The following is a 20,399-nucleotide window of genomic DNA, read 5'->3' as shown; positions in this document are numbered from 1 at the left end:
AAGGCTCCCAGCCCATCGCGCCGCCCGCCGAGGCCGCGCCGATCAGCGCCGAGCCGGTTGCCACTCCAGCAGTGACCGAACCTGCGGCGCCGGCCAGCAGCGTACCGACCTCGGAAACGCCACAAATCCCGACCAGCGGCGAAACGCCCGCGGCGCTCTAGTCCGCGGGATAAATCCTGTAACACCTGCTACGTTTATTTTCCTACACGATGTTGTCATTTTTCCTTCACCGGTGCACTTTAGGGTGAACCTTGAATCAGAGATGAACAGACCGAAACGGAGCAGGTGAAAATGGACGATTACCAGGAAGAACTTCTCGAATACCAGGCATTGGAGCTGGATCCACCAGAGCCAGCCGATGATGCTACCGAGCTTTGAACAGCGTCCTGAGTTGTATGACGCGGGGATTGAAATGAAAGGGCCAGTGTTTTTGCACTGGCCTTTTTTTATTTGTGTCGCGGAGTAGTGGAGCGAGCCTTGGGGGTGGGAACAGCAAGCTGATCCATTCGATGGGGCGAGGCTGCGGGCCTTGTGGGAGTTAGCTTGTCGGGGGGAGGGCGAACCGTAGCGATAACGTCGGCGATTTCACCACCACCATCGCTGTATCGGTATCTACATATCTTGTGCTGTATGAAGACCATGAAGCGCCAGTCAGGAAGCCGAGTAATGGCGACCAGGCGCATGTCGACAGTTTTTCAGCGCTCTCAAGATCGAGCGCCGCCCGCGCGGCGCATCGCGAGCAAGCTCGCTCCTACAATAGGTTGCAACGTGCCTATGTCTGTCAGGCCATGGTGACCGCCTTGGTGGTTCGGCTCGATTTCGAGGCTGACGCCTTAGCCCCCCGCGCTTTCCAGCGATGCACCAAGGGCGGCAACGCCAATCCCACAGGCCATGGTGCGTTGCAACCGATGTAGGAGCGAGCTTGTCGGGGCGCCGAACCGTCGCGATGCGCCGCGCGGGCGGCGCTCGATCTGATAAGTCCACAAACCAAACCGTCAGACGCTGATCTTTTCCGACCGCCGCTGACTCCGCCGAAACTCCCCCGGTGTCACCCCGCTCCAGCGCTTGAACGCCCGCTGAAACGCCTCCGCCGAAGCAAACCCCAGCAGATAAGCAATCTCGCCAAACGCCAGCTCGGTGTCGCGGATATAACTCATGGCCAGGTCCCGACGGGTGTCGTTGAGAATGGCGCGGAACTGAGTGCCTTCTTCGGCGAGCTTGCGCCGTAGTGTCCAGGTTGGCAGTTGCAGGCGCCGCGCCACTTCTTCCAGGTCCGGCTCCCGCCCGCCGTTGAGCAGCGGCCCGAGCAAATGGGCGATGCGCTCGCCGAGGCTGCGGATGCGGGTGCGCTCCAGCAGTTCCTGCTCGCAGAGTTGCAGCAGGTGCTGCCAGGTGCTGGGGCAATGCGCGGGGTTGCGCAGGTCCAGAACCGCGCGGCTCAAGCGCAACTGGTTGGTCTGGGCGCCAAACTGCACCGGCGCCAGGCTGAGTGCTTGATAGCTCTCGGCGTAGGCCGGGGCATCAAACTCGATTTCGATCCGCTCGGCCTGCAGCGGCTGGCCGGCCAGGCCCGAAAGTTGCGCCAGCCAGCCGGACAGCAGCGAATCCACCACAAAGCGGTTGTAGGCGTTGTACGGGCTGATGGAATAGAAGCGCAGCCAGGCGCCATGACGGTCTTCCTCGAAACTCGACTGACCGCGGTAGTTGGCCGCGTACAGCGGTTCGAAGCGCAGCAATGTGCGCGCCGCTTCGCCCACGTTGGGCGCCTGGGCCGCAGTCACGCCGGCCAGGCCCGCCTGGCCCAGCCGGCTCAGGCGTCCCATGTGCAGACCCAGCGCCGGCTCGCGGGATTGTTCGATGGCGGCGTGGCCGAGGTGCATGTAGCGCGGAATCGACAGCCGTGCGCCGGGTTCGGCCAGACGTTGCGGGGTCAGGCCATAGCGCTCCAGCAACGGCGCAGGGTCCTGGCCGCGTTCGGCCAGGGCCTGTTCCAGGTTCTGGATAAAGCCGACCGAAAGGTCACCCAGACGTACCCGTGGCCGGCTCACGGACCTACAGCCACAGGTTCAGCAGCCGCGCGCCATGGCTGGCGCTGGCGTGGTGAAGGCCATTGAGGTTGGCGAAGCCCAGGCCTTCGCCACGGACTTCCCAGAACTGCCCACGGAGGAACACGCTCAGGCTGGCGACTCCGGCCGGTACGCCGTCGGAACTCAGGCGATACCAGGCCTGATCCTCGCTGACTTCGCCCGGCTTGAGGCTCAGGTCAGCGGCCAGCGGTTGATGGCGGTTGCCGCGCCAGGGCCCGGCCCAAACGCCCCTGCCATCGACGAACGCCGGGTTGGCGATGATCTGCGCGTGCTGGCCCGCCAGTTGCTGGTAGTTGGATGGGTACCAGGCATCGCTGCCGACCAGTACGCCGAGGCGCCCGGCCGGGGTGTCCAGGACTTGCGGTGGGTACGCGGTGCCCGGCCGGATAAAGCGCCGGGTGCTGCTGTCCGGGTACTGCTGGCGTTGCGGCTGGCCGAGTACGGAACCGTCGCCGGCAAACACCAGGCTGCTGTTGTACAGGGCGCCGGAACCGGCACGCAGGATGCCGTGGTCCAGGTACGGTTCGGGTAGCACGATGGAACCGGCTACCAGTGTCACGCCGAATTCCTTGGCCAACCCGCCGAACAGTTGCTGGTAATCGGCGGCCATCTGCCCGGCCTTCATCCGCAGGTGGGCGTCGGCGCGGCGGTCGTCGCCTTGCGCCGCGACCATTGCCAGGCCGTAGCGCAGCGGGTTGCTCAGTTCCAGCCACTGGCGCGCCTCGCGCAGGTGGGTGACCTGGTACATCTCTTTTTTCTCGCCACGGGCCCAGAGCCAGGTGCCGATGTGCTCGGGCAGGATCACCACGGTGCGCTCATTGACCAGGCCCTGGACCCGCGCTTGCTCCAGATAGGCGGCGAGCTTGCGGTGCAGGCGGGTGAGGTTCTGGTAATCACCGGGGTAGAGCAGCGGCTCGATGCCGAGCAGGTTGCCCTGGCCGCTGGGGATGCCTTCGCTCAGCGCCAGCTCGATCCGCAGATCGGACAGGTAATGACCCTCCGGGCGCTGCTCGGCCCAGATCAGATAACCGCCAAGGGCGGCGAGGAGAACAAGCGCCAGCGCGCCTGACAGAAGTTTTCGCATGTGGCGGACAAGGCCGGGTAAGAATTCGGACACTAGGTTAGTCGCCCCGGTGCAGTTGGATCAATAACTTGTCACTTTCGGTCATTGAGCGCCGACGGGGTGCCCTTTAATGTCGGCTCCATACAAACCGACAGGGCCCGCGGTTCGCACGACGAGGCCCTGCATTCCGTGATTTGCTTGTGGAGACCACCATGACCGCCGCTCACTACCCGCACCTGCTCGCTCCTCTGGACCTCGGCTTCACCACCCTGCGTAACCGCACCCTGATGGGCTCGATGCACACCGGCCTTGAAGAAAAGCCCGATGGTTTCGAGCGCATGGCGGCCTATTTCGCCGAGCGCGCCCGTGGCGGCGTCGGCCTGATGGTGACCGGCGGCATCGGCCCTAACGTGGAAGGCGGCGTGTATTCCGGCGCGGCCAAGCTGAGCACCCCGGAAGAAGCCGAGAAACACCGCATCGTCACCGAGGCGGTGCACGAGGCGGGCGGCAAGATCTGCCTGCAGATCCTCCACGCCGGCCGCTACGCCTACAGCCCCAAGCAGGTCGCGCCGAGCGCCATCCAGGCGCCGATCAACCCGTTCAAGCCCAAGGAGCTGGACGAAGAGGGCATCGAGAAGCAGATCGCCGACTTCGTCAACTGCGCGCAACTGGCGCAGAGCGCCGGCTACGACGGCGTCGAGATCATGGGATCGGAAGGCTACTTCATCAACCAGTTCCTCGCCGCCCACACCAACCACCGCACCGACCGCTGGGGTGGCAGCTACGAGAACCGCATGCGCCTGGCGGTGGAGATCGTCCGCCGTGTGCGCGAGGCGGTAGGCCCGAATTTCATCATCATCTTCCGCCTGTCGATGCTCGACCTGGTGGAAGGCGGCAGCAACTGGCAAGAAATCGTGCAACTGGCCCAGGCCGTCGAACAGGCCGGTGCCACGATTATCAACACCGGTATCGGCTGGCACGAAGCGCGTATCCCGACCATCGCCACCAAAGTGCCGCGCGCGGCCTTCAGCAAGGTCACCGCCAAGCTGCGTGGCGCGGTGAAGATTCCGCTGATCACCACCAACCGCATCAACACCCCGGAAGTTGCCGAGCAAGTGCTGGCCGAGGGCGATGCCGACATGGTCTCGATGGCCCGGCCGTTCCTGGCCGACCCGGAGTTCGTCAACAAGGCGGCGGCGGGACGCGGCGATGAAATCAACACCTGCATCGGCTGCAACCAGGCCTGCCTGGACCACACCTTCGGCGGCAAACTGACCACTTGCCTGGTCAACCCGCGGGCCTGCCATGAAACCGAGCTCAATTACCTGCCGGTGACCCGGGTCAAGCGCATTGCCGTGGTCGGCGCCGGCCCGGCGGGCCTGGCGGCGGCGACCGTGGCGGCCGAGCGCGGCCATCAAGTGGTGCTGTTCGATGCCGCCGGCCAGATCGGCGGGCAGTTCAACGTCGCCAAGCGCGTGCCGGGCAAGGAAGAGTTCTACGAGACCCTGCGCTACTTCGGTCGCAAATTGCAGACCACCGGCGTCGAGCTGTGCCTGAACACCCGGGTCGACGCGGCGCAACTGGCGGCCGGCGGCTACGACGAAATCATCCTCGCCACCGGCATCGTCCCGCGTCTGCCGGCCATTCCCGGCGTTGACCATCCCAAGGTGATGAACTACCTCGACGTGCTGCTGGAGCGCAAACCGGTGGGGCAGCGCGTAGCGGTGATCGGCGCAGGCGGCATCGGCTTCGACGTCTCCGAATTCCTCGTTCACGAGGGCGTTGCCACCAGCCAGGACCGCGAAGCGTTCTGGAAGGAATGGGGCATCGATACCGGCCTGGAAGCCCGCGGCGGTGTCGCCGGAATCAAGCCCGCGCCGCATGCGCCGGCGCGCCAGGTGTACCTGCTGCAACGCAAGAAAACCAAGGTCGGCGACGGTCTCGGCAAGACCACCGGCTGGATTCACCGTACCGGGTTGAAGAACAAGCAGGTGCAGATGCTCAACAGCGTTGATTATCTGGGGATCGATGATGCCGGCCTGCACATCCGCATTGGCGAAGGTGAGCCGCAGGTGCTGCCGGTGGATAACGTGGTTATCTGCGCTGGGCAGGATCCGCTGCGGGAACTGCATGACGGCCTGGTGGCAGCGGGGCAGTCGGTGCACCTGATCGGCGGCGCGGACGTGGCGGCGGAGCTGGATGCCAAACGCGCGATCAACCAGGGTTCGCGGTTGGCCGCTGAGCTCTGACGGGTAGCTTGCCCTGTGGGAGTTGGCCGGGTGCCGCTCCCATCCGCAGTCATGCACGGGCTTATCGCCTGACACAAGACCTTGTAGGAGCGGCTTGAGCCGCGATTGGCCGCGCAGCGGCCACAAAACCGGTATCCGAGGTGTATCAGCCTGCCCGGGGATTCAGGTTTTACGACGGCTTCGCCGCCGTTCGCGGCTGAGGCCACTCCCACAGGGGCGCGAGCAAACGTTCAGATTTCGAGCAACACAGTTGCTCCCTCGCGGCAGATGCCGCCTGTAGAATCGGCGGCATGCTCAATCTCCCCCAAGCTCCTCTACAACTTCTTTCTCTGCCCTGGATAACCAAAGCCGGTATCCAGGCCGCCGTCCTGCGCCTCGACCTGATCGACCCCATGATCAGCGGCAACAAGTGGTTCAAGCTGCTCGAACACCTGCGAATCGCCCGCAGCAGCGGCGCCCCGGGGATCATCAGCCTCGGCGGCAATCACTCCAATCACCTTCACGCCCTGGCCGCAGCCGGTCAGCGTTTCGGCTTCGCCACTGCCGGCCTGCTGCGCGGTCACCCGCAAGACACCCCCACCACCCGTGACCTCGAAGCATTCGGCATGCAGTTGCATTGGCTCGGTTATGGCGGCTATCGCGCCCGCAACGAACCGGACTTCTGGCTTCCCTGGCAAGCGCGCTACCCCGGCTGGCATTGTGTGCCGGAGGGCGGCGGCGGTGTAGTGGGCGCCAGTGGCTGCGCGCTTATCGTCGAGCAGGCACGGGCGCAATTGCCGGCACTCGGCTGGAGCGACTACGACGCCTGGTGGCTGGCGGTCGGTACCGGCACCACCCTGGCCGGGTTGGTGCTGGCGGAAGAGGGTGCTCATCCGGTGCATGGCGCTCTGGCCGTACCAGCGGGATATGGCGTGGAGGAGGGCGTGCCGGCATTGACCGGCAGCCTCGCCGGCTATCACCTGCACGACGCCAGCCGCGGCGGCTTCGCCAAGGTTGACGATGAATTATTGGCCTTCATCGATCAAAGCGAGGCCGGGTCTGGCGTGCCGCTGGAGCCGGTATACACCGGAAAAGCGCTGCTGGCGCTGAAGCAGCGGGTGGAAACCGGGGCCTTTGACGCGGGCACCCGGTTGATCGTTGTCCACACTGGCGGGTTGCAGGGCCGACGCGGTTTCGCCTAGTCCTTGGCCGGCAGCATCCGCTGCAACGTATTGTCCTTGCGCACATAGTGGTGATACAGCCCGGCCACCGCGTGCAGCCCCACCAGCCAGTAGCCCAGCGCGCCAAACCACTCATGCCAGCCTTTGACGAAGCGCGCCAGGTCCTTGTCCGGCGCCACCAGCGCGGGCAGGTCGAGGCCATAGAAGGGGATCGGCTTGTCGGCGGCGCTGAGGATGGTCCAGCCGGCCAGCGGCAAGCCGATCATCAGCGCGTACAGCACCGCGTGCAGCAGGTGCGCCAGGCCGGTCTGCCAGGCGGGCGGGGCGGGGATGATGCGCGGTGTCGGGCGGATCAGCCGCAGGGCCAGCCGCAACCAGACCAGCACGAACACGGTCAGGCCGAGCATGAAGTGCAGGGTTTTCATCAGTTCCCGCTCGGCGCTGTCCTTGGGGAACAGGCCGCGTAATTCGATGCAGGCGTACACCGCGGCCAGCAGCACCAGCATCAGCCAGTGCAGGGCGATGGACAGGCTGCCGTAGCGCTCTCGCGTATTGGTCAGGGTCATGGGAGTTCCTCGTCAGGTCAGGGAGTGCGCTCTTGCTGGCGCTGATCTTCAACTCTAATCGCTGCGCGGCATTGCGATAGGCGAAGTCGGCAAATAAAACCGTGGTCAAGGCGTCTGGGTCAAGGTTTCGGGCAGGTCGGGCCAGCGATCCGCAACCAGGAACAAACGCTCGGCTTCCTGCCAGTCACCGTCGTCCCCCGGCTCCAGGCGCACCAGCAACTGGGCTTGGGCCAATGGGTCAAGGGCCGCGAGCCAGAGCTGGAGGCGCTCCTCGCTCCACAGTTCTTCCGTCGCAACCCGGGCCGGCCCCAGCCATGCCTGGCGGGGCAGCAGTTGCCAGCGCCCGTCGGCGTGGCTGGCGTGGAATGCCGGCCAGTCACGCTGATGCAGCCAGCGTCCGCGCAGGTGCTGCGGGTGCGCGCCGTGGGGAGAGTCGGCGTGGGCGGGCCAGGGATAGAGGAAGTAACCGCCCAGCCACAAGCGCGCCTGCACCTGATCCAGGCCAAGACTCGCGAGGGCGTCGCGGCTTTCCGCGCGGGCCGAGATCGGCAGTTGGTGTTCGGCCAGGTGGCTCAGTTTGCGGTCCAGTCGGTCGTGGCAGCCGGGGCCGAGCCAGTGCGCCGGGTCGACGCCGTCGCCGTTGCCGGGGCCGAGGTAGAACTTGATCGCCAGTTCAAGGTGATGCACGCCTTCGCGGTCGCGCAGCAGGATGTCCAGTTCACCGAGGGTGTGCCCACCCTGGCGGATCGGCAGGTTGGCGGCCAGCAACTCCACGCCGGGCGCCTGGGTCAGGGCGAACTGCCAGAGCCGCTCGTAATACAGCCCCAGCCGCCGGCTGACCGAGCGCGCCAGCCAGGCCAGCAGCGGCGCTGGATCGAGGTCGAGGCGCAGCAGCCAGTCGCGCAGGCCGTCCGGGTCTTCGCGCCAGTCGCTGCCGCTGAGGGGATGGCGCTGCGGCCAAGGCGCGGTTTCCAGCAGCGGCGGCGACAGCAGCGCCCAGGCCAGGTCGCGGACCGCAGGCTGGCGCAGGTGGCGGGGCAGGTCGTGCAGGGCGGCGAACGGATTCATCCAGCGAGCATAGCCCCGTTTGCCGCTGGCCGGCGCTTTCGCCCATAATCGGGCCTTTGGCCGCCGTGCCCTTTTACCGCCGCAGAGCCTTGCAGGAGCCCCATGGAGCAATTTCGCAATATCGGTATCATCGGTCGCCTCGGCAGCTCCCAGGTGCTCGATACCATTCGCCGCCTGAAAAAATTCCTGCTGAACCGGCACCTGCACGTCATTCTCGAGGACACCATCGCCGAAGTCCTGCCGGGCCACGGCCTGCAGACGTCTTCGCGCAAGCTGCTGGGCGAGGTCTGCGACCTGGTCATCGTCGTCGGCGGCGACGGCAGCCTGCTCGGCGCCGCGCGTGCTCTGGCGCGACACAATATTCCGGTGCTGGGGATCAACCGCGGCAGCCTGGGCTTCCTCACCGATATCCGGCCCGATGAGCTGGAAGTGAAGGTCGCCGAAGTCCTTGACGGTCATTACCTGGTCGAGAACCGCTTCCTGCTCCAGGCCGAAGTGCGCCGTCACGGCGAGGCCATCGGCCAGGGCGATGCGCTCAACGACGTGGTCCTGCACCCGGGCAAATCGACCCGGATGATCGAATTCGAGATCTACATCGACGGCCAGTTCGTCTGCAGCCAGAAGGCCGACGGCCTGATCGTCGCCACCCCCACCGGTTCCACCGCCTACGCGCTGTCGGCGGGCGGGCCGATCATGCACCCCAAGCTCGACGCTATCGTCATCGTGCCGATGTACCCGCACACCTTGTCCGGGCGGCCGATCGTGGTGGATGGCAACAGCGAGCTGAAAATCGTTGTCTCCCAGGACCTGCAGATCTATCCGCAAGTCTCCTGTGACGGCCAGAACCACTTCACCTGTGCCCCCGGCGACACCATCACGGTGAACAAGAAACCGCAGAAACTGCGCCTGATCCATCCGCTGGACCACAACTATTACGAGGTCTGCCGGACCAAGCTCGGCTGGGGCAGCCGTCTGGGTGGTGGAGGCGACTGATGCTCGATCCAGCGCGCAGTTTCGACCTGATCGGCGATGTACACGGATGTGCCCACACCCTCGAACGCTTGCTCGACGCGCTCGGCTACAAGCGGCTGGGCGGCGTGTGGCGGCATGCCCAGCGTCAGGCACTGTTTCTCGGCGACATCATCGACCGCGGCCCGCGAATCCGCGAGGCCCTGCACATCGTCCACGACATGGTCGAGGCCGGGCAGGCCCATTGCATCATGGGCAACCATGAATACAACGCCCTCGGCTGGACCACCCCGGCGGCGCCCGGCACCGGCAAAACCTGGGTTCGCGAGCACACGCCGCGCCATGCCCGGCTGATCGATGAAACCCTGACGCAGTTCGACCACCATCCCGGTGACTGGCACGACTTCCTCGGCTGGTTCTACCAGTTGCCGCTGTTCATCGATGCCGGGCGTTTCCGCCTGGTGCATGCATGCTGGGACGCTCGCCTGATCGACGCCCTGCGCCAGCAACACCCGGCTGGCGTGATCGATCAGGCCTTCGTCCAGGCCTCGGCGGAGCCCGACAGCTTCGCCCACCTGGTGTGCAACCGCCTGCTGCGCGGCACCGACATGCGCCTGCCGGACGGCCTGACCCTGACCGGTGGCGATGGCCTGACGCGGGCGTTCTTCCGCACCAAGTTCTGGGAAGAAGACCCGCAAACCTACGGCGATATCGTGTTCCAGCCCGATGCGCTACCGGATGCGGTCGCTAGCGCGCCGCTCAGCCGCAGCCAGAAAAACGCCTTGCTGCGCTACGCCGAGGACGAGCCGATGCTGTTCGTCGGGCATTACTGGCGCAGCGGCAAGCCGGCGCCGATCCGCGCCAACCTGGCCTGCCTCGACTACAGTGCCGTGTTGTACGGAAAGCTGGTGGCGTACCGGCTGGACGATGAAACCCGGATCGACCCGCGCAAGTTCGTCTGGGTCGACGTGGAACGGCCGGAGGCCAGCCAATGAATGTGGTTCAGGTGCTGCGTCTGCCGTTGAACATCGACCTGAGCGGTTTCGTCGAGATGCTGCAGCGCCTTCAGGTGTGGCACCGGGTTTCCGTCGAAGGCGACGAGCAGGTGTTGTGGGTCGCGGAGCCCATGGCCGAGCAGATCCGCACGCTGTACCAGCACTACCCCGAAGGCGACCCCAATGGCGAAGTGCAGCGCGCCGAGCCATTGCCGACGCCGCCCGCCAGACCGCCGCGCCCTGGTTTCGTCGAGCAACTGCGCAACAGCAAGGCCACCGCCGCGGTGCTGCTGCTGAGCGTGCTGGTGGCCGTCGTCACCGGACTGGGCGACAACCTCGCGAGCCTGCGCTGGCTGACCTTCCTCGACTTCCATGTCAATGGCGACTTCATCTACTTCACCCCGCTGGACGTCAGCCTTCAGGCCGGCCAGTGGTGGCGCCTGATCACCCCGATGCTGGTGCATTTCAGCATTCTCCACCTGGCGATGAACGGCCTCTGGTATCTGGAACTGGGCCGGCGCGTCGAGCAGCGACAAGGGCGCTGGGTCTTGCTCGGCCTCACCCTGTTGTTCGGCCTGGTGTCCAACGCGGCGCAATACCTGTTCGAAGGCGCGAGCCTGTTCGGCGGGTTGTCGGGCGTGCTGTATGGCTTGCTCGGGCATGTCTGGCTGTATCAGTGGCTGGCCCCCGACGCGACGTTCCGCCTGCCCCGAGGCACGGTGGCGATGATGCTGATCTGGTTGCTGCTGTGCCTGACCGGATTCATTACCCTGCTCGGTTTCGGCCAGATCGCCAACGCCGCCCACGTGGGTGGGTTGTTGGTCGGATGCCTGAGCGGGCTCTTGGGCGGGGCGCTGGCCCGGCGTAAACTGACCGCTTGATTTGGGAGACGCTATGTCCACTTTTGCGCAAATGATCGAAAACATCACCCCGGAAATCTACGAGAGCCTGAAGCTGGCCGTGGAAATCGGCAAATGGTCCGATGGCCGCAAGCTCACCGCCGAGCAGCGCGAGCTGTCGTTGCAGGCGGTCATCGCCTGGGAAATCCAGAACCTGCCCGAAGAGCAGCGCACCGGCTACATGGGCCCGCAGGAATGCGCGTCGAAGTCCATCACCGTGCCGAACATCCTGTTCAAGTCGGATGCGATCCATTGATCGAAGTCGGCCGTGGTTCCATTCGCAAAATGACCGCGCGTCTCGAGACGCCGGTCGTGCAATACGCTTTCCGCCTCGATGACGTGGAAGTTCCGGTCAACCCCATGCTCGGCCAGACCGTGCGCCTCGAATACCTGGGCGCCATCCACTGCAGCCATTGCGGACGCAAGACCAAGACCAGCTTCAGCCAGGGCTATTGCTACCCATGCATGACCAAACTGGCGCAGTGCGACGTCTGCATCATGAGCCCGGAGCGCTGCCACTACGACGCCGGCACCTGCCGCGAGCCGTCCTGGGGCGAGCAGTTCTGCATGACCGACCACGTGGTGTACCTGGCCAACTCATCGGGCATCAAGGTCGGCATCACCCGCGCCACCCAACTGCCGACCCGCTGGCTCGACCAGGGCGCCAGCCAGGCGCTGCCGATCCTGCGGGTCGCCACGCGCCAGCAGTCCGGCCTGGTGGAAGACCTGCTGCGCAGCCAGGTGGCCGACCGCACCAACTGGCGCGCGCTGCTCAAGGGTGACGCCGAGGCGGTGGACCTGGTGGCGGTGCGCGAGCAGATCTTCGCCAGTTGCGCCGAGGGCCTGAAGGCCTTGCAGGAGCGCTTCGGCCTGCACGCCATCCAGCCGCTGCACGATGGCCAGCCGCTGGAAATCCGTTATCCGGTCGAGGCCTACCCGAGCAAGATCGTCAGTTTCAACCTGGACAAGAACCCGGTGGCCGAAGGCACGCTGCTGGGCATCAAGGGCCAGTACCTGATTTTCGACACCGGCGTGATCAACATTCGCAAGTACACGGCCTATCAACTGGCCGTGCATCAGTAAAAAGGACCGCCACATGCGTACCGAACAGCCGCAAGTGATCTACCTCAAGGACTATCAGGCGCCCGAGTACCTGATCGACGAAACCCACCTGACCTTCGAGCTGTTCGAGGACCACACGCTGGTCCATGCGCAGTTGGTCATGCGCCGCAACCCGGCGCGTGGCGCGGGTCTGCCGCCGCTGGTGCTGGACGGCCAGCAACTGGAGCTGCTGAGCGTGGTTCTCGATGACCGCGAACTGACCGCCGCCGACTATGAACTCAGCGACAGCCACCTGACCCTGCAACCGGGCGCCGAACAGTTCACCCTCGACACCAGCGTGCGCATCCACCCGGAAAGCAACACCGCGCTGGAAGGCCTGTACAAGTCCAGCGGCATGTTCTGCACCCAGTGCGAAGCCGAAGGCTTCCGCAAGATCACCTACTACCTCGACCGCCCGGATGTGATGAGCGTGTTCACCACCACGGTGATCGCCGAGCAGCACCGCTATCCGGTCCTGCTGTCCAACGGTAACCCGGTGGGCAGCGGCCCGCAGGAAGACGGCCGGCACTGGGCGACCTGGGAAGACCCGTTCAAGAAACCCGCGTACCTGTTCGCCCTGGTGGCGGGCGATTTGTGGTGTGTCGAAGACAAGTTCACCCGCCAGTCCGGGCGTGACGTGACCCTGCGCATTTATGTCGAGCCGGAAAACATCGACAAGTGCCAGCACGCCATGACCAGCCTGAAGAAGTCCATGCGCTGGGACGAAGAGGTGTACGGTCGCGAGTACGACCTGGACATCTTCATGATCGTCGCGGTCAACGACTTCAACATGGGCGCCATGGAAAACAAGGGCCTGAACATCTTCAACTCCAGTTGCGTGCTGGCCCGCGCCGAAACCGCCACCGACGCCGCGCACCAGCGGGTCGAAGCGGTGGTGGCCCACGAATACTTCCATAACTGGTCGGGCAACCGCGTCACCTGCCGCGACTGGTTCCAGCTCTCGCTCAAGGAAGGCTTCACGGTGTTCCGCGACGCCGAGTTCAGCGCCGACGTCAACTCGCGCACGGTCAAGCGCATTGAAGACGTGGCCTACCTGCGTACCCACCAGTTCGCCGAAGACGCTGGCCCGATGGCCCACGCCGTGCGCCCCGACAGCTTCATCGAGATTTCCAACTTCTACACCCTGACCGTCTACGAGAAGGGTTCGGAAGTGGTGCGCATGGTCCGCACCCTGCTGGGCGCCGAGGGCTTCCGCAAGGGCAGTGACCTGTATTTCGAGCGTCACGATGGCCAGGCGGTGACTTGCGACGACTTCATCAAGGCCATGGAAGATGCCAACGGCGTCGACCTGACCCAGTTCAAGCGCTGGTACAGCCAGGCCGGCACGCCACGCCTGGCGGTCAGCGAATCGTATGACGCCGCCGCGCGGACCTACAGCCTGACCTTCCGCCAGAGCTGCCCGGAAACCCCGGACAAGGTCGAGAAAAAGCCGTTCGTGATCCCGGTGGAACTGGGCCTGCTCGACGCCGAAGGCAACGACCTGCCGCTGCGCCTGAGCGGCGAGGCGGCCGCTGCCGGCACTTCCCGCGTGCTGTCGGTGACCGAGGCCGAGCAGACCTTCACCTTCGTCGGTATCGCGGCCAAGCCGCTGCCGTCGCTGCTGCGCGGCTTCAGCGCGCCGGTCAAGCTGAGCTTCCCGTACGACCGCGATCAGTTGATGTTCCTCATGCAGCACGACAGCGACGGCTTCAACCGCTGGGAAGCGGGCCAGCAACTGTCGGTGCAAGTCCTGCAGGAACTGATCGCGCAGCACCAGCAAGGCGCCGCGCTGGTGCTCGACCAGCGTCTGGTCACCGCCCTGGGCAGCGTGCTGGGCAATGACCAGCTCGACCAGGCCATGGTTGCCGAGATGCTCTCGCTGCCGAGCGAGGCCTACCTCACCGAAATCAGCGAAGTCGCCGACGTCGATGCAATCCACGCCGCCCGCGATTTTGCTCGTCAGCAACTGGCCGAACACCTGTTCGAGGCGCTGTGGTCGCGCTACCAGGCCAACCGCGCCGTCTCCCGCGAGACGCCGTATGTTGCCGAAGCCGAGCACTTCGCCCGCCGCAGCCTGCAGAACATCGTCCTGTCGTATCTGATGCTCAGCGGCAAGCCGCAGGTGCTGGAAGCGACCCTGGAACAGTTCGACGCCTGCGACAACATGACCGAGCGCCTGACCGCGCTGGCGGTGCTGGTCAACTCGCCGTTCGAGGCCGAGCGGGCCAAGGCGCTGGCGTCCTTCGCCGACCACTTCAAGGACAACCCGCTGGTGATGGACCAGTGGTTCAGCGTCCAGGCCGGCAGCACCATGCCGGGCGGTCTGGCGCGGGTGCGCGCGCTGATGGAACACCCGGCGTTCACCCTGAAGAACCCGAACAAGATCCGCGCCCTGATCGGAGCCTTCGCCGGGCAGAACTTGGTGAACTTCCATGCCGCGGACGGTTCCGGCTATCGCTTCCTGGCCGACATCGTCATCGAACTCAACGCCCTCAACCCGCAGATCGCCTCGCGGCAACTGGCGCCGCTGACCCGCTGGCGCAAATACGACGCGGCGCGTCAGGCGCTGATGAAGGGCGAGCTGGAGCGCATCCGTGATTCCGGGCAGTTGTCCAGTGATGTGTTTGAAGTGGTGAGCAAGAGCCTGGCCTGATCCGACCCAGCGCGACGGTTCGGCGTCCCGACGAGCTCGCTCCTACAAGGACAGCGTCAATCCCTGTAGGAGCGAGCTTGCTCGCGATAAGGCGCTTAACAAAAGATAACGTCCCGTTCGTTGTCAGCCCTTCGCAATCCCCGATAGGATGGCCATCAGCTATTGCAGGGCTCTGGAACACGGTTTTTCGCAGTACCTGCAAATGGATTGACCCAAATAACAATAATCGGGGGACAGATCTATGACAGAGCCTGTGATGACGGGTACTGGCAACGCGCTCCGCGCGCGCCCATGGGCACTGGCCGCCAGTGCGGCCTTGCTGCTGGCAATGGGCATATGGACCAACAGCGTCGAGGCGGCAACGCCAGAGGCTGAGGTCTGGTCCACGGTTTCGGCCAAGGCTGACAAGAGTCTGCTGCTGGACGTGGCCAAGGCCGGTTCACGGCTGGTGATGGTCGGCGACCGCGGCCACATTCTGTTCTCCGATGACCAGGGCACGACCTGGACCCAGGCCAAGGTGCCTTCCCGTCAATTGCTCACTGCCGTCACCTTTGTCGATGACAAGCATGGCTGGGCGGTCGGCCATGACGCGCAGATCCTCGCCAGCACCGATGGCGGCGCGACCTGGACCAAGCAGTTCGAAGACCTTTCCCGCGAAGCCCCGCTGCTGGACGTCTGGTTCCAGGACACCCAGCACGGCGTGGCCATTGGCGCCTACGGCGCGATTCTCGAAACCACCGACGGCGGCCAGCACTGGCAGGACATCAGCGAGCGCCTGGACAACCCCGACGGCCTGCACCTGAACGGCATCGCCCAGATCAAGGATGCCGGCCTGTTCATCGTCGGCGAGCAGGGCACCATGTTCCGCTCCGGCGACGTCGGGCAGACCTGGCAGAAAGTCGAAAGCCCCTACGAGGGCTCGTTCTTCGGTGTGATCAGCACCGCTCAGCCGCAGACCCTGCTGGCCTATGGTTTGCGCGGAAACCTTTACCGCTCCAGCGATTTTGGTGACACCTGGCAGCAGATCAGCTTGAAAGCCACACGCGGGACGCTCGAATTCGGCCTCTCAAGCGCTACGCTTCTCGATGATGGCAGTCTGGTACTTGTGGGCAATGGGGGGACGGTCCTGCGCAGCAGCGACGATGGCGTCACCTTCAGCGTCTTCAACCGCGCCGACCGCCTCGCGCTGGCAGGAGCCAGCGGCCTGCCTGACGGCAATCTGATCCTGGTGGGGCAGGGCGGCGCACACTTCGCCGCCGCCACCGGTGCCGAGAGGGCGCAACCATGACCAGTCGGGAGTCGTTCACCATGAGCCAACACCATCAGGACAAGCCGACCTTGCTCGAGCGCCTGATCTTCAACAACCGTCCGGTGGTGATTGGTATCTGCCTGCTGGTCAGCATCTTCCTGTTCTGGCAGGCCACGCTGATCCGCCCGTCCACCAGCTTCGAAAAAATGATTCCGCTGGAGCACCCGTTCATCCAGAACATGCTCGAGCACCGCAATGACCTGGCCAACCTCGGCAACACCGTGCGTATCTCGGTGGAGGCGGTCAACGGCGATATCTTCGACAAGGACTACATGGAGACGCTGCGGCAAATCCATGACGAAGTCTTCTACATCCCCGGCGTTGACCGCTCGGCGCTGAAGTCGCTGTGGAGCCCCGCGGTGCGCTGGACCGAGGTGACCGAAGAAGGCTTCTCCGGCGGCGAAGTGATCCCCAACACCTACAACGGTTCGCCGGAAAGCCTCGACGCGCTGCGCAACAACGTCCTCAAGTCCGGCCAGATCGGCCGTCTGGTGGCGAACAACTTCAAATCCAGCATCGTCGATATTCCGCTGCAAGAGTCCTATCCCGACCCGCAGGACCAGGGGCGGCAGATCAAGCTGGACTACCAGAAGTTCTCCCACGAACTGGAAGAGAAGATCCGCGACAAGTACGAAGCGCAGAACCCGAATGTGAAGATTCACATCGTCGGTTTCGCCAAGAAAGTTGGCGACCTGATCGATGGCCTGATGATGGTCGCGGCGTTCTTCGCCATCGCGTTGGGCATCACCTGGGTCCTGCTGTACTGGTTCACCTGGTGTATCCGCAGCACCATCGCCGTGCTCACCACCACCCTGGTGGCGGTGGTCTGGCAGCTCGGATTGATGCACGTGGTGGGTTTCGGGCTCGATCCGTATTCGATGCTGGTGCCGTTCCTGATCTTCGCCATCGGCATTTCCCATGGGGTGCAGAAGATCAACGGCATCGCCCTGCAATCCAGTGACGCCGACAACGCCCTGACCGCAGCGCGACGCACGTTCCGGCAACTGTTCCTGCCGGGGATGATCGCCATTTTGGCCGACGCCGTGGGCTTCATCACCCTGCTGATCATCGATATCGGGGTGATCCGCGAGCTGGCCATCGGCGCGTCCATCGGCGTGGCGGTGATCGTCTTCACCAACCTGATCCTGCTGCCGGTGGCGATTTCCTATGTCGGCATCAGCAAGAAGGCCATCGAGCGCAGCAAGCGCGATGCGACCTGCGAGCACCCGTTCTGGCGCCTGCTGTCCAACTTCGCCAGCCCGAAAGTGGCGCGGGTGTCGGTGCTCCTGGCGCTGGTCGCCTTTGGCGGCGGCCTCTGGTACAGCCAGAACCTGAAGATCGGCGACCTCGACCAGGGCGCGCCGGAACTGCGTCCGGACTCGCGCTACAACAAAGACAACGCCTTCATCATCGACAACTACTCGACCAGCTCCGACGTGCTGGTGGTGATGGTCAAGACGCCGACGGAGCAGTGCTCGGTGTACAAGACCATGGCGCCGATCGACGAACTGATGTGGACCATGGAAAACACCCCGGGCGTGCAGTCGGCGATCTCCCTGGTGACCGTGTCCAAGCAGATGATCAAGGGCATGAACGAGGGCAACCTGAAATGGGAAAGCCTGTCGCGTAACCCGGAAGTGCTGAACACCTCGGTATCCCGCGCCGATGGCCTGTACAACGGCGACTGCTCGCTGGCGCCGGTGCTGGTATTCCTCAACGACCACAAGGCGGAAACCCTTGATGGCGTGGTCGCGGCGGTCAAGGCCTTCGCCGACACGCATAACCAGGAAGGCCTGGAGTTCCTCCTGGCGGCGGGTAACGCCGGTATCGAAGCGGCCACCAACGAGGTGATCAAGTCCGCCGAACTGACCATCCTGATCCTGGTGTACATCTGCGTTGCGGTGATGTGCATGATCACCTTCCGCTCCTTCGCCGCTACCTTGTGCATCGTCCTGCCGCTGGTGCTGACCTCGGTGCTGGGCAACGCGCTGATGGCCTTCATGGGCATCGGCGTCAAGGTCGCCACCCTGCCGGTGGTGGCGCTGGGCGTGGGTATCGGCGTGGACTACGGGATCTACATCTACAGCCGCCTGGAAAGTTTCCTGCGGGCGGGCCTGCCATTGCAGGAGGCGTACTACCAGACCCTGCGTTCCACCGGCAAGGCCGTGCTGTTCACCGGCCTGTGCCTGGCGATCGGCGTGTGCACCTGGATCTTCTCGGCCATCAAGTTCCAGGCCGACATGGGCCTGATGCTGACCTTCATGCTGCTGTGGAACATGTTCGGCGCCCTGTGGCTGCTGCCAGCGCTGGCGCGGTTCCTGATCAAGCCGGAGAAAATGGCCGGACAGCAGAGCAAATCGATCTTCGCTCACTGATCCACGCCTGAGTGAAACCGCGGGCCAGACGCCACAACGTCTGGCCCGCGGTGCATTTGGGCTATCATTGCGCCTTTCCCCATTCATGGCAGTTGCGTAATGACCACCCTTTCCCAAGCCCTGCAAGCCTGCGACATGTTGCTGATCGACGGCCTGCATGCCTTTGACTTCACCTACGACGACAGCAGCCTGCGCATCGAGTGCATGGACGGCCGCGCACTCAAGCGCTGGACCTTCACCCCCGAGCAGATCGCCGCCGCCCGTGCCGAGGGCGAGGACTGGCTGATCGTCGGTGACAGCGGCGAGCACCGCCTGGTGTGCCTGAGCGCGCTGCGGGCCTCGGAAGATGACGAGGGCGACGAAGCCGATGAGGGCGACGATGAAAGCACTGCTGAACCGGCTGATCGCTAGTGCCATGTTGCTGACCGCGACGGCCCACGGGCATGAAGTGCTGGTGGGCAGCTACACCGACGGCGCCAGCGAAGGTATTTACCGCTACCGTTTCGACGGCGCCAGCGGCCAGCTCGACGCGACGCCGCTGCAGGTGCAGCCGGCGAGCAACCCGTCATGGCTGACGCTGTCCGCCGACCGCCACCACCTGTTCGCGGTCAACGAGCAGGCGGCGGGCGAGGTGTCGGCGTTCAGCCTCGATTCGGCCCATCACCTTGCGCCGCTCAACCAGGTTGGCAGCCAGGGCGGCGAGCCGACCCATTCCAGCCTCAGTCACGACGGGCGTTTTCTGTTCGTCGCCAACTATGGCGGTTCGACCCCGGAAGGCGGCAGCCTCAGTGTCCTGCCGGTCAAGGCGGACGGCCGGCTGGGCGCGGCGGTGCAGCGACTGCGTCACGCCGCCAGCCAGGTCAATCCCGAACGCCAGGCTGCGCCCCATGTTCATTCGCTGGTGTCATCGCCGGACGGCCGCTACCTGTTCGCCAGCGACCTCGGCGCGGACCGGGTCTTCAGCTACCGCTATGACGGCAATGCCGCGCAGCCGCTGAGCGCGTTCGATTCGGTGGCGCTGCCGCCCGGCAGCGGGCCGCGGCATCTGCTGTTCAGCAAGGATGGCAAACACGCCTGGCTGACCCTGGAAATGAGCGCGCAGGTGGCGACGTTCGAGTATCACGACGGCCATCTCAGGCTGATCGACACCGCAGCGCTGACCGACAGCGATGACCCCGCGGCAAAGGCCGGCGGCGCGCTGCACGGTTCGGCGGATGGGCGTTTTCTCTATGTCAGCAACCGCGGCAGCGTCAATGAACTGCTGGTGTTTGCCATCGATCCCGATGGTGGGCGGCTGACCTTGCTGCAACGGCGTTCGGTGGAAGGCGATCATCCGCGGGAGTTCAGCCTCGACCCGGGGCAGCGCTTTGTACTGGTGGCCAACCAGAAGAGCGACACCATCGTGGTGATCCGCCGCGATACGGTCAGTGGACTGCTGGGGGAGGTGGTGCAGCGGTTCAAACAGGCGGCGCCGTCGGACCTGAAGTTCATCGACTGACTATCAATGGCATCGATATCGGTTACTGGCGCAATGAATTTTTTCTCGCGGCGGTAGCGGCGTAGTTTTGAACCACGGCCCCAGACGGCCTCTTCACACTACCGACTTTGAGAGCCTTGCCATGAATTTCAATCTTTTCCCTGTGATTGCCGCTTCAGCCATTTCCGCGTCCGTGGTCCAGGCCGCCCATGCCCATGTTGAAATCAATCAGCGTAAATCGGCGACGCCGAGCTATACGGCTGACTATCTGCGGCAGAGTGCCAATTTCTATGCGGCGTTGGATCACAAGGTCAGTCATTGAGGTTTGTGGTGGTCTTGAGGGGCCTCATCTCGCAGGTAAGTGTGGGAGCGGATGAATCCGCTCCCACAGATTGAGGTGACCGACGCTTTGCGATTGCTTGCGCGAT

17 protein-coding genes are annotated in these 20,399 nt (G+C 64.5%); 13 read left to right on the top strand and 4 right to left on the bottom strand.

Annotated features, from left to right (window positions below; all coding sequences use genetic code 11):
- Window positions 1–995: 995 nt before the first annotated feature.
- Together NTD88_RS15340 and NTD88_RS15335 are read right to left on the bottom strand one after the other, a co-directional pair.
- Window positions 996–2,048: an AraC family transcriptional regulator gene (locus tag NTD88_RS15340; protein WP_095155669.1), complete on the bottom strand. Its 1,053-nt coding sequence runs from the start codon at window positions 2,046–2,048 to the stop codon at window positions 996–998.
- Between the two features lie 4 nt (window positions 2,049–2,052).
- Window positions 2,053–3,171: a carbon-nitrogen hydrolase family protein gene (locus NTD88_RS15335; protein WP_095155670.1), complete on the bottom strand. Its 1,119-nt coding sequence runs from the start codon at window positions 3,169–3,171 to the stop codon at window positions 2,053–2,055.
- Window positions 3,172–3,362: 191 nt separating this feature from the next.
- On the opposite strand from NTD88_RS15335, the gene NTD88_RS15330 reads away from it, so the two are divergent.
- Together NTD88_RS15330 and NTD88_RS15325 are read left to right on the top strand one after the other, a co-directional pair.
- Window positions 3,363–5,399 carry an NADPH-dependent 2,4-dienoyl-CoA reductase gene (locus NTD88_RS15330; RefSeq protein ID WP_262154797.1) on the top strand — a complete coding sequence of 679 codons (2,037 nt, stop codon included), beginning with the start codon at window positions 3,363–3,365 and terminating at the stop codon, window positions 5,397–5,399.
- A gap of 290 nt (window positions 5,400–5,689) precedes the next feature.
- On the top strand, window positions 5,690–6,580 hold the full coding sequence (locus NTD88_RS15325) for a 1-aminocyclopropane-1-carboxylate deaminase/D-cysteine desulfhydrase (protein WP_262154796.1): 891 nt from the start codon (window positions 5,690–5,692) through the stop codon (window positions 6,578–6,580).
- On the opposite strand, the gene NTD88_RS15320 is transcribed toward NTD88_RS15325, so the two are convergent.
- Window positions 6,577–7,125, bottom strand: a complete 549-nt coding sequence (locus tag NTD88_RS15320) for a cytochrome b (RefSeq protein ID WP_262130960.1) — start codon at window positions 7,123–7,125, stop codon at window positions 6,577–6,579. The genes NTD88_RS15325 and NTD88_RS15320 overlap by 4 nt on opposite strands.
- Window positions 7,126–7,230: 105 nt before the next feature.
- Window positions 7,231–8,193 carry a DUF1853 family protein gene (locus NTD88_RS15315; protein WP_262154795.1) on the bottom strand — a complete coding sequence of 321 codons (963 nt, stop codon included), beginning with the start codon at window positions 8,191–8,193 and terminating at the stop codon, window positions 7,231–7,233.
- Between the two features lie 102 nt (window positions 8,194–8,295).
- On the opposite strand from NTD88_RS15315, the gene NTD88_RS15310 reads away from it, so the two are divergent.
- The 11 genes from NTD88_RS15310 (at window position 8,296) to NTD88_RS15260 (ending at window position 20,293) form a co-directional block, all read left to right on the top strand.
- On the top strand, window positions 8,296–9,186 hold the full coding sequence (locus tag NTD88_RS15310) for an NAD(+) kinase (RefSeq protein WP_095155675.1): 891 nt from the start codon (window positions 8,296–8,298) through the stop codon (window positions 9,184–9,186).
- Window positions 9,186–10,157: a metallophosphoesterase gene (locus NTD88_RS15305; RefSeq protein ID WP_262154794.1), complete on the top strand. Its 972-nt coding sequence runs from the start codon at window positions 9,186–9,188 to the stop codon at window positions 10,155–10,157. The genes NTD88_RS15310 and NTD88_RS15305 overlap by 1 nt, the downstream gene beginning before the upstream one ends.
- Window positions 10,154–11,038, top strand: a complete 885-nt coding sequence (locus NTD88_RS15300) for a rhomboid family intramembrane serine protease (RefSeq protein ID WP_262154793.1) — start codon at window positions 10,154–10,156, stop codon at window positions 11,036–11,038. Before NTD88_RS15305 ends, NTD88_RS15300 begins: the two co-directional genes overlap by 4 nt.
- Before the next feature lie 13 nt (window positions 11,039–11,051).
- Window positions 11,052–11,312, top strand: a complete 261-nt coding sequence (locus NTD88_RS15295) for a YeaC family protein (RefSeq protein ID WP_095155678.1) — start codon at window positions 11,052–11,054, stop codon at window positions 11,310–11,312.
- Window positions 11,309–12,139 (top strand): DUF2797 domain-containing protein, encoded by an 831-nt coding sequence (locus NTD88_RS15290; RefSeq protein WP_262154792.1) that lies wholly within the window; start codon window positions 11,309–11,311, stop codon window positions 12,137–12,139. The genes NTD88_RS15295 and NTD88_RS15290 overlap by 4 nt, the downstream gene beginning before the upstream one ends.
- 13 nt (window positions 12,140–12,152) lie before the next feature.
- Window positions 12,153–14,810 carry an aminopeptidase N gene (gene pepN / locus NTD88_RS15285; protein ID WP_262154791.1) on the top strand — a complete coding sequence of 886 codons (2,658 nt, stop codon included), beginning with the start codon at window positions 12,153–12,155 and terminating at the stop codon, window positions 14,808–14,810.
- A 241-nt stretch (window positions 14,811–15,051) separates the two neighbouring features.
- Entirely contained in the window at window positions 15,052–16,098 is a 1,047-nt protein-coding gene (locus NTD88_RS15280; protein WP_262154790.1) for a WD40/YVTN/BNR-like repeat-containing protein, read from the top strand.
- Between the two features lie 20 nt (window positions 16,099–16,118).
- Window positions 16,119–18,494 carry an efflux RND transporter permease subunit gene (locus NTD88_RS15275; protein WP_095155727.1) on the top strand — a complete coding sequence of 792 codons (2,376 nt, stop codon included), beginning with the start codon at window positions 16,119–16,121 and terminating at the stop codon, window positions 18,492–18,494.
- Window positions 18,495–18,593: 99 nt separating this feature from the next.
- Complete coding sequence (locus NTD88_RS15270) at window positions 18,594–18,905, top strand: DUF5629 family protein (RefSeq protein WP_262130952.1); 312 nt, start codon at window positions 18,594–18,596, stop codon at window positions 18,903–18,905.
- Entirely contained in the window at window positions 18,874–19,992 is a 1,119-nt protein-coding gene (locus tag NTD88_RS15265; RefSeq protein WP_262154789.1) for a lactonase family protein, read from the top strand. The genes NTD88_RS15270 and NTD88_RS15265 overlap by 32 nt, the downstream gene beginning before the upstream one ends.
- A gap of 121 nt (window positions 19,993–20,113) precedes the next feature.
- Entirely contained in the window at window positions 20,114–20,293 is a 180-nt protein-coding gene (locus tag NTD88_RS15260) for a hypothetical protein (RefSeq protein WP_262130950.1), read from the top strand.
- The last annotated feature ends 106 nt before the right edge of the window (window positions 20,294–20,399 follow it).

It is taken from the genome of Pseudomonas sp. 20P_3.2_Bac5, assembly GCF_025466035.1.
Taxonomy (GTDB): domain Bacteria; phylum Pseudomonadota; class Gammaproteobacteria; order Pseudomonadales; family Pseudomonadaceae; genus Aquipseudomonas.
Note: the sequence above shows the minus strand (reverse complement) of the source record. Positions and strands in the feature narration are given on the sequence as shown.

Coding starts and splice junctions, on each gene's coding strand:
- NTD88_RS15320 (WP_262130960.1), bottom strand. CDS start 7,125: ATGACCCTGACCAATACGCGAGAGCGCTACGGCAGCCTGTCCATCGCC.
- NTD88_RS15260 (WP_262130950.1), top strand. CDS start 20,114: ATGAATTTCAATCTTTTCCCTGTGATTGCCGCTTCAGCCATTTCCGCG.
- NTD88_RS15310 (WP_095155675.1), top strand. CDS start 8,296: ATGGAGCAATTTCGCAATATCGGTATCATCGGTCGCCTCGGCAGCTCC.
- NTD88_RS15280 (WP_262154790.1), top strand. CDS start 15,052: ATGACAGAGCCTGTGATGACGGGTACTGGCAACGCGCTCCGCGCGCGC.
- NTD88_RS15335 (WP_095155670.1), bottom strand. CDS start 3,171: ATGCGAAAACTTCTGTCAGGCGCGCTGGCGCTTGTTCTCCTCGCCGCC.
- NTD88_RS15305 (WP_262154794.1), top strand. CDS start 9,186: ATGCTCGATCCAGCGCGCAGTTTCGACCTGATCGGCGATGTACACGGA.
- NTD88_RS15275 (WP_095155727.1), top strand. CDS start 16,119: ATGAGCCAACACCATCAGGACAAGCCGACCTTGCTCGAGCGCCTGATC.
- NTD88_RS15325 (WP_262154796.1), top strand. CDS start 5,690: ATGCTCAATCTCCCCCAAGCTCCTCTACAACTTCTTTCTCTGCCCTGG.
- NTD88_RS15315 (WP_262154795.1), bottom strand. CDS start 8,193: ATGAATCCGTTCGCCGCCCTGCACGACCTGCCCCGCCACCTGCGCCAG.
- pepN (WP_262154791.1), top strand. CDS start 12,153: ATGCGTACCGAACAGCCGCAAGTGATCTACCTCAAGGACTATCAGGCG.
- NTD88_RS15330 (WP_262154797.1), top strand. CDS start 3,363: ATGACCGCCGCTCACTACCCGCACCTGCTCGCTCCTCTGGACCTCGGC.
- NTD88_RS15300 (WP_262154793.1), top strand. CDS start 10,154: ATGAATGTGGTTCAGGTGCTGCGTCTGCCGTTGAACATCGACCTGAGC.
- NTD88_RS15265 (WP_262154789.1), top strand. CDS start 18,874: ATGAAAGCACTGCTGAACCGGCTGATCGCTAGTGCCATGTTGCTGACC.
- NTD88_RS15295 (WP_095155678.1), top strand. CDS start 11,052: ATGTCCACTTTTGCGCAAATGATCGAAAACATCACCCCGGAAATCTAC.
- NTD88_RS15270 (WP_262130952.1), top strand. CDS start 18,594: ATGACCACCCTTTCCCAAGCCCTGCAAGCCTGCGACATGTTGCTGATC.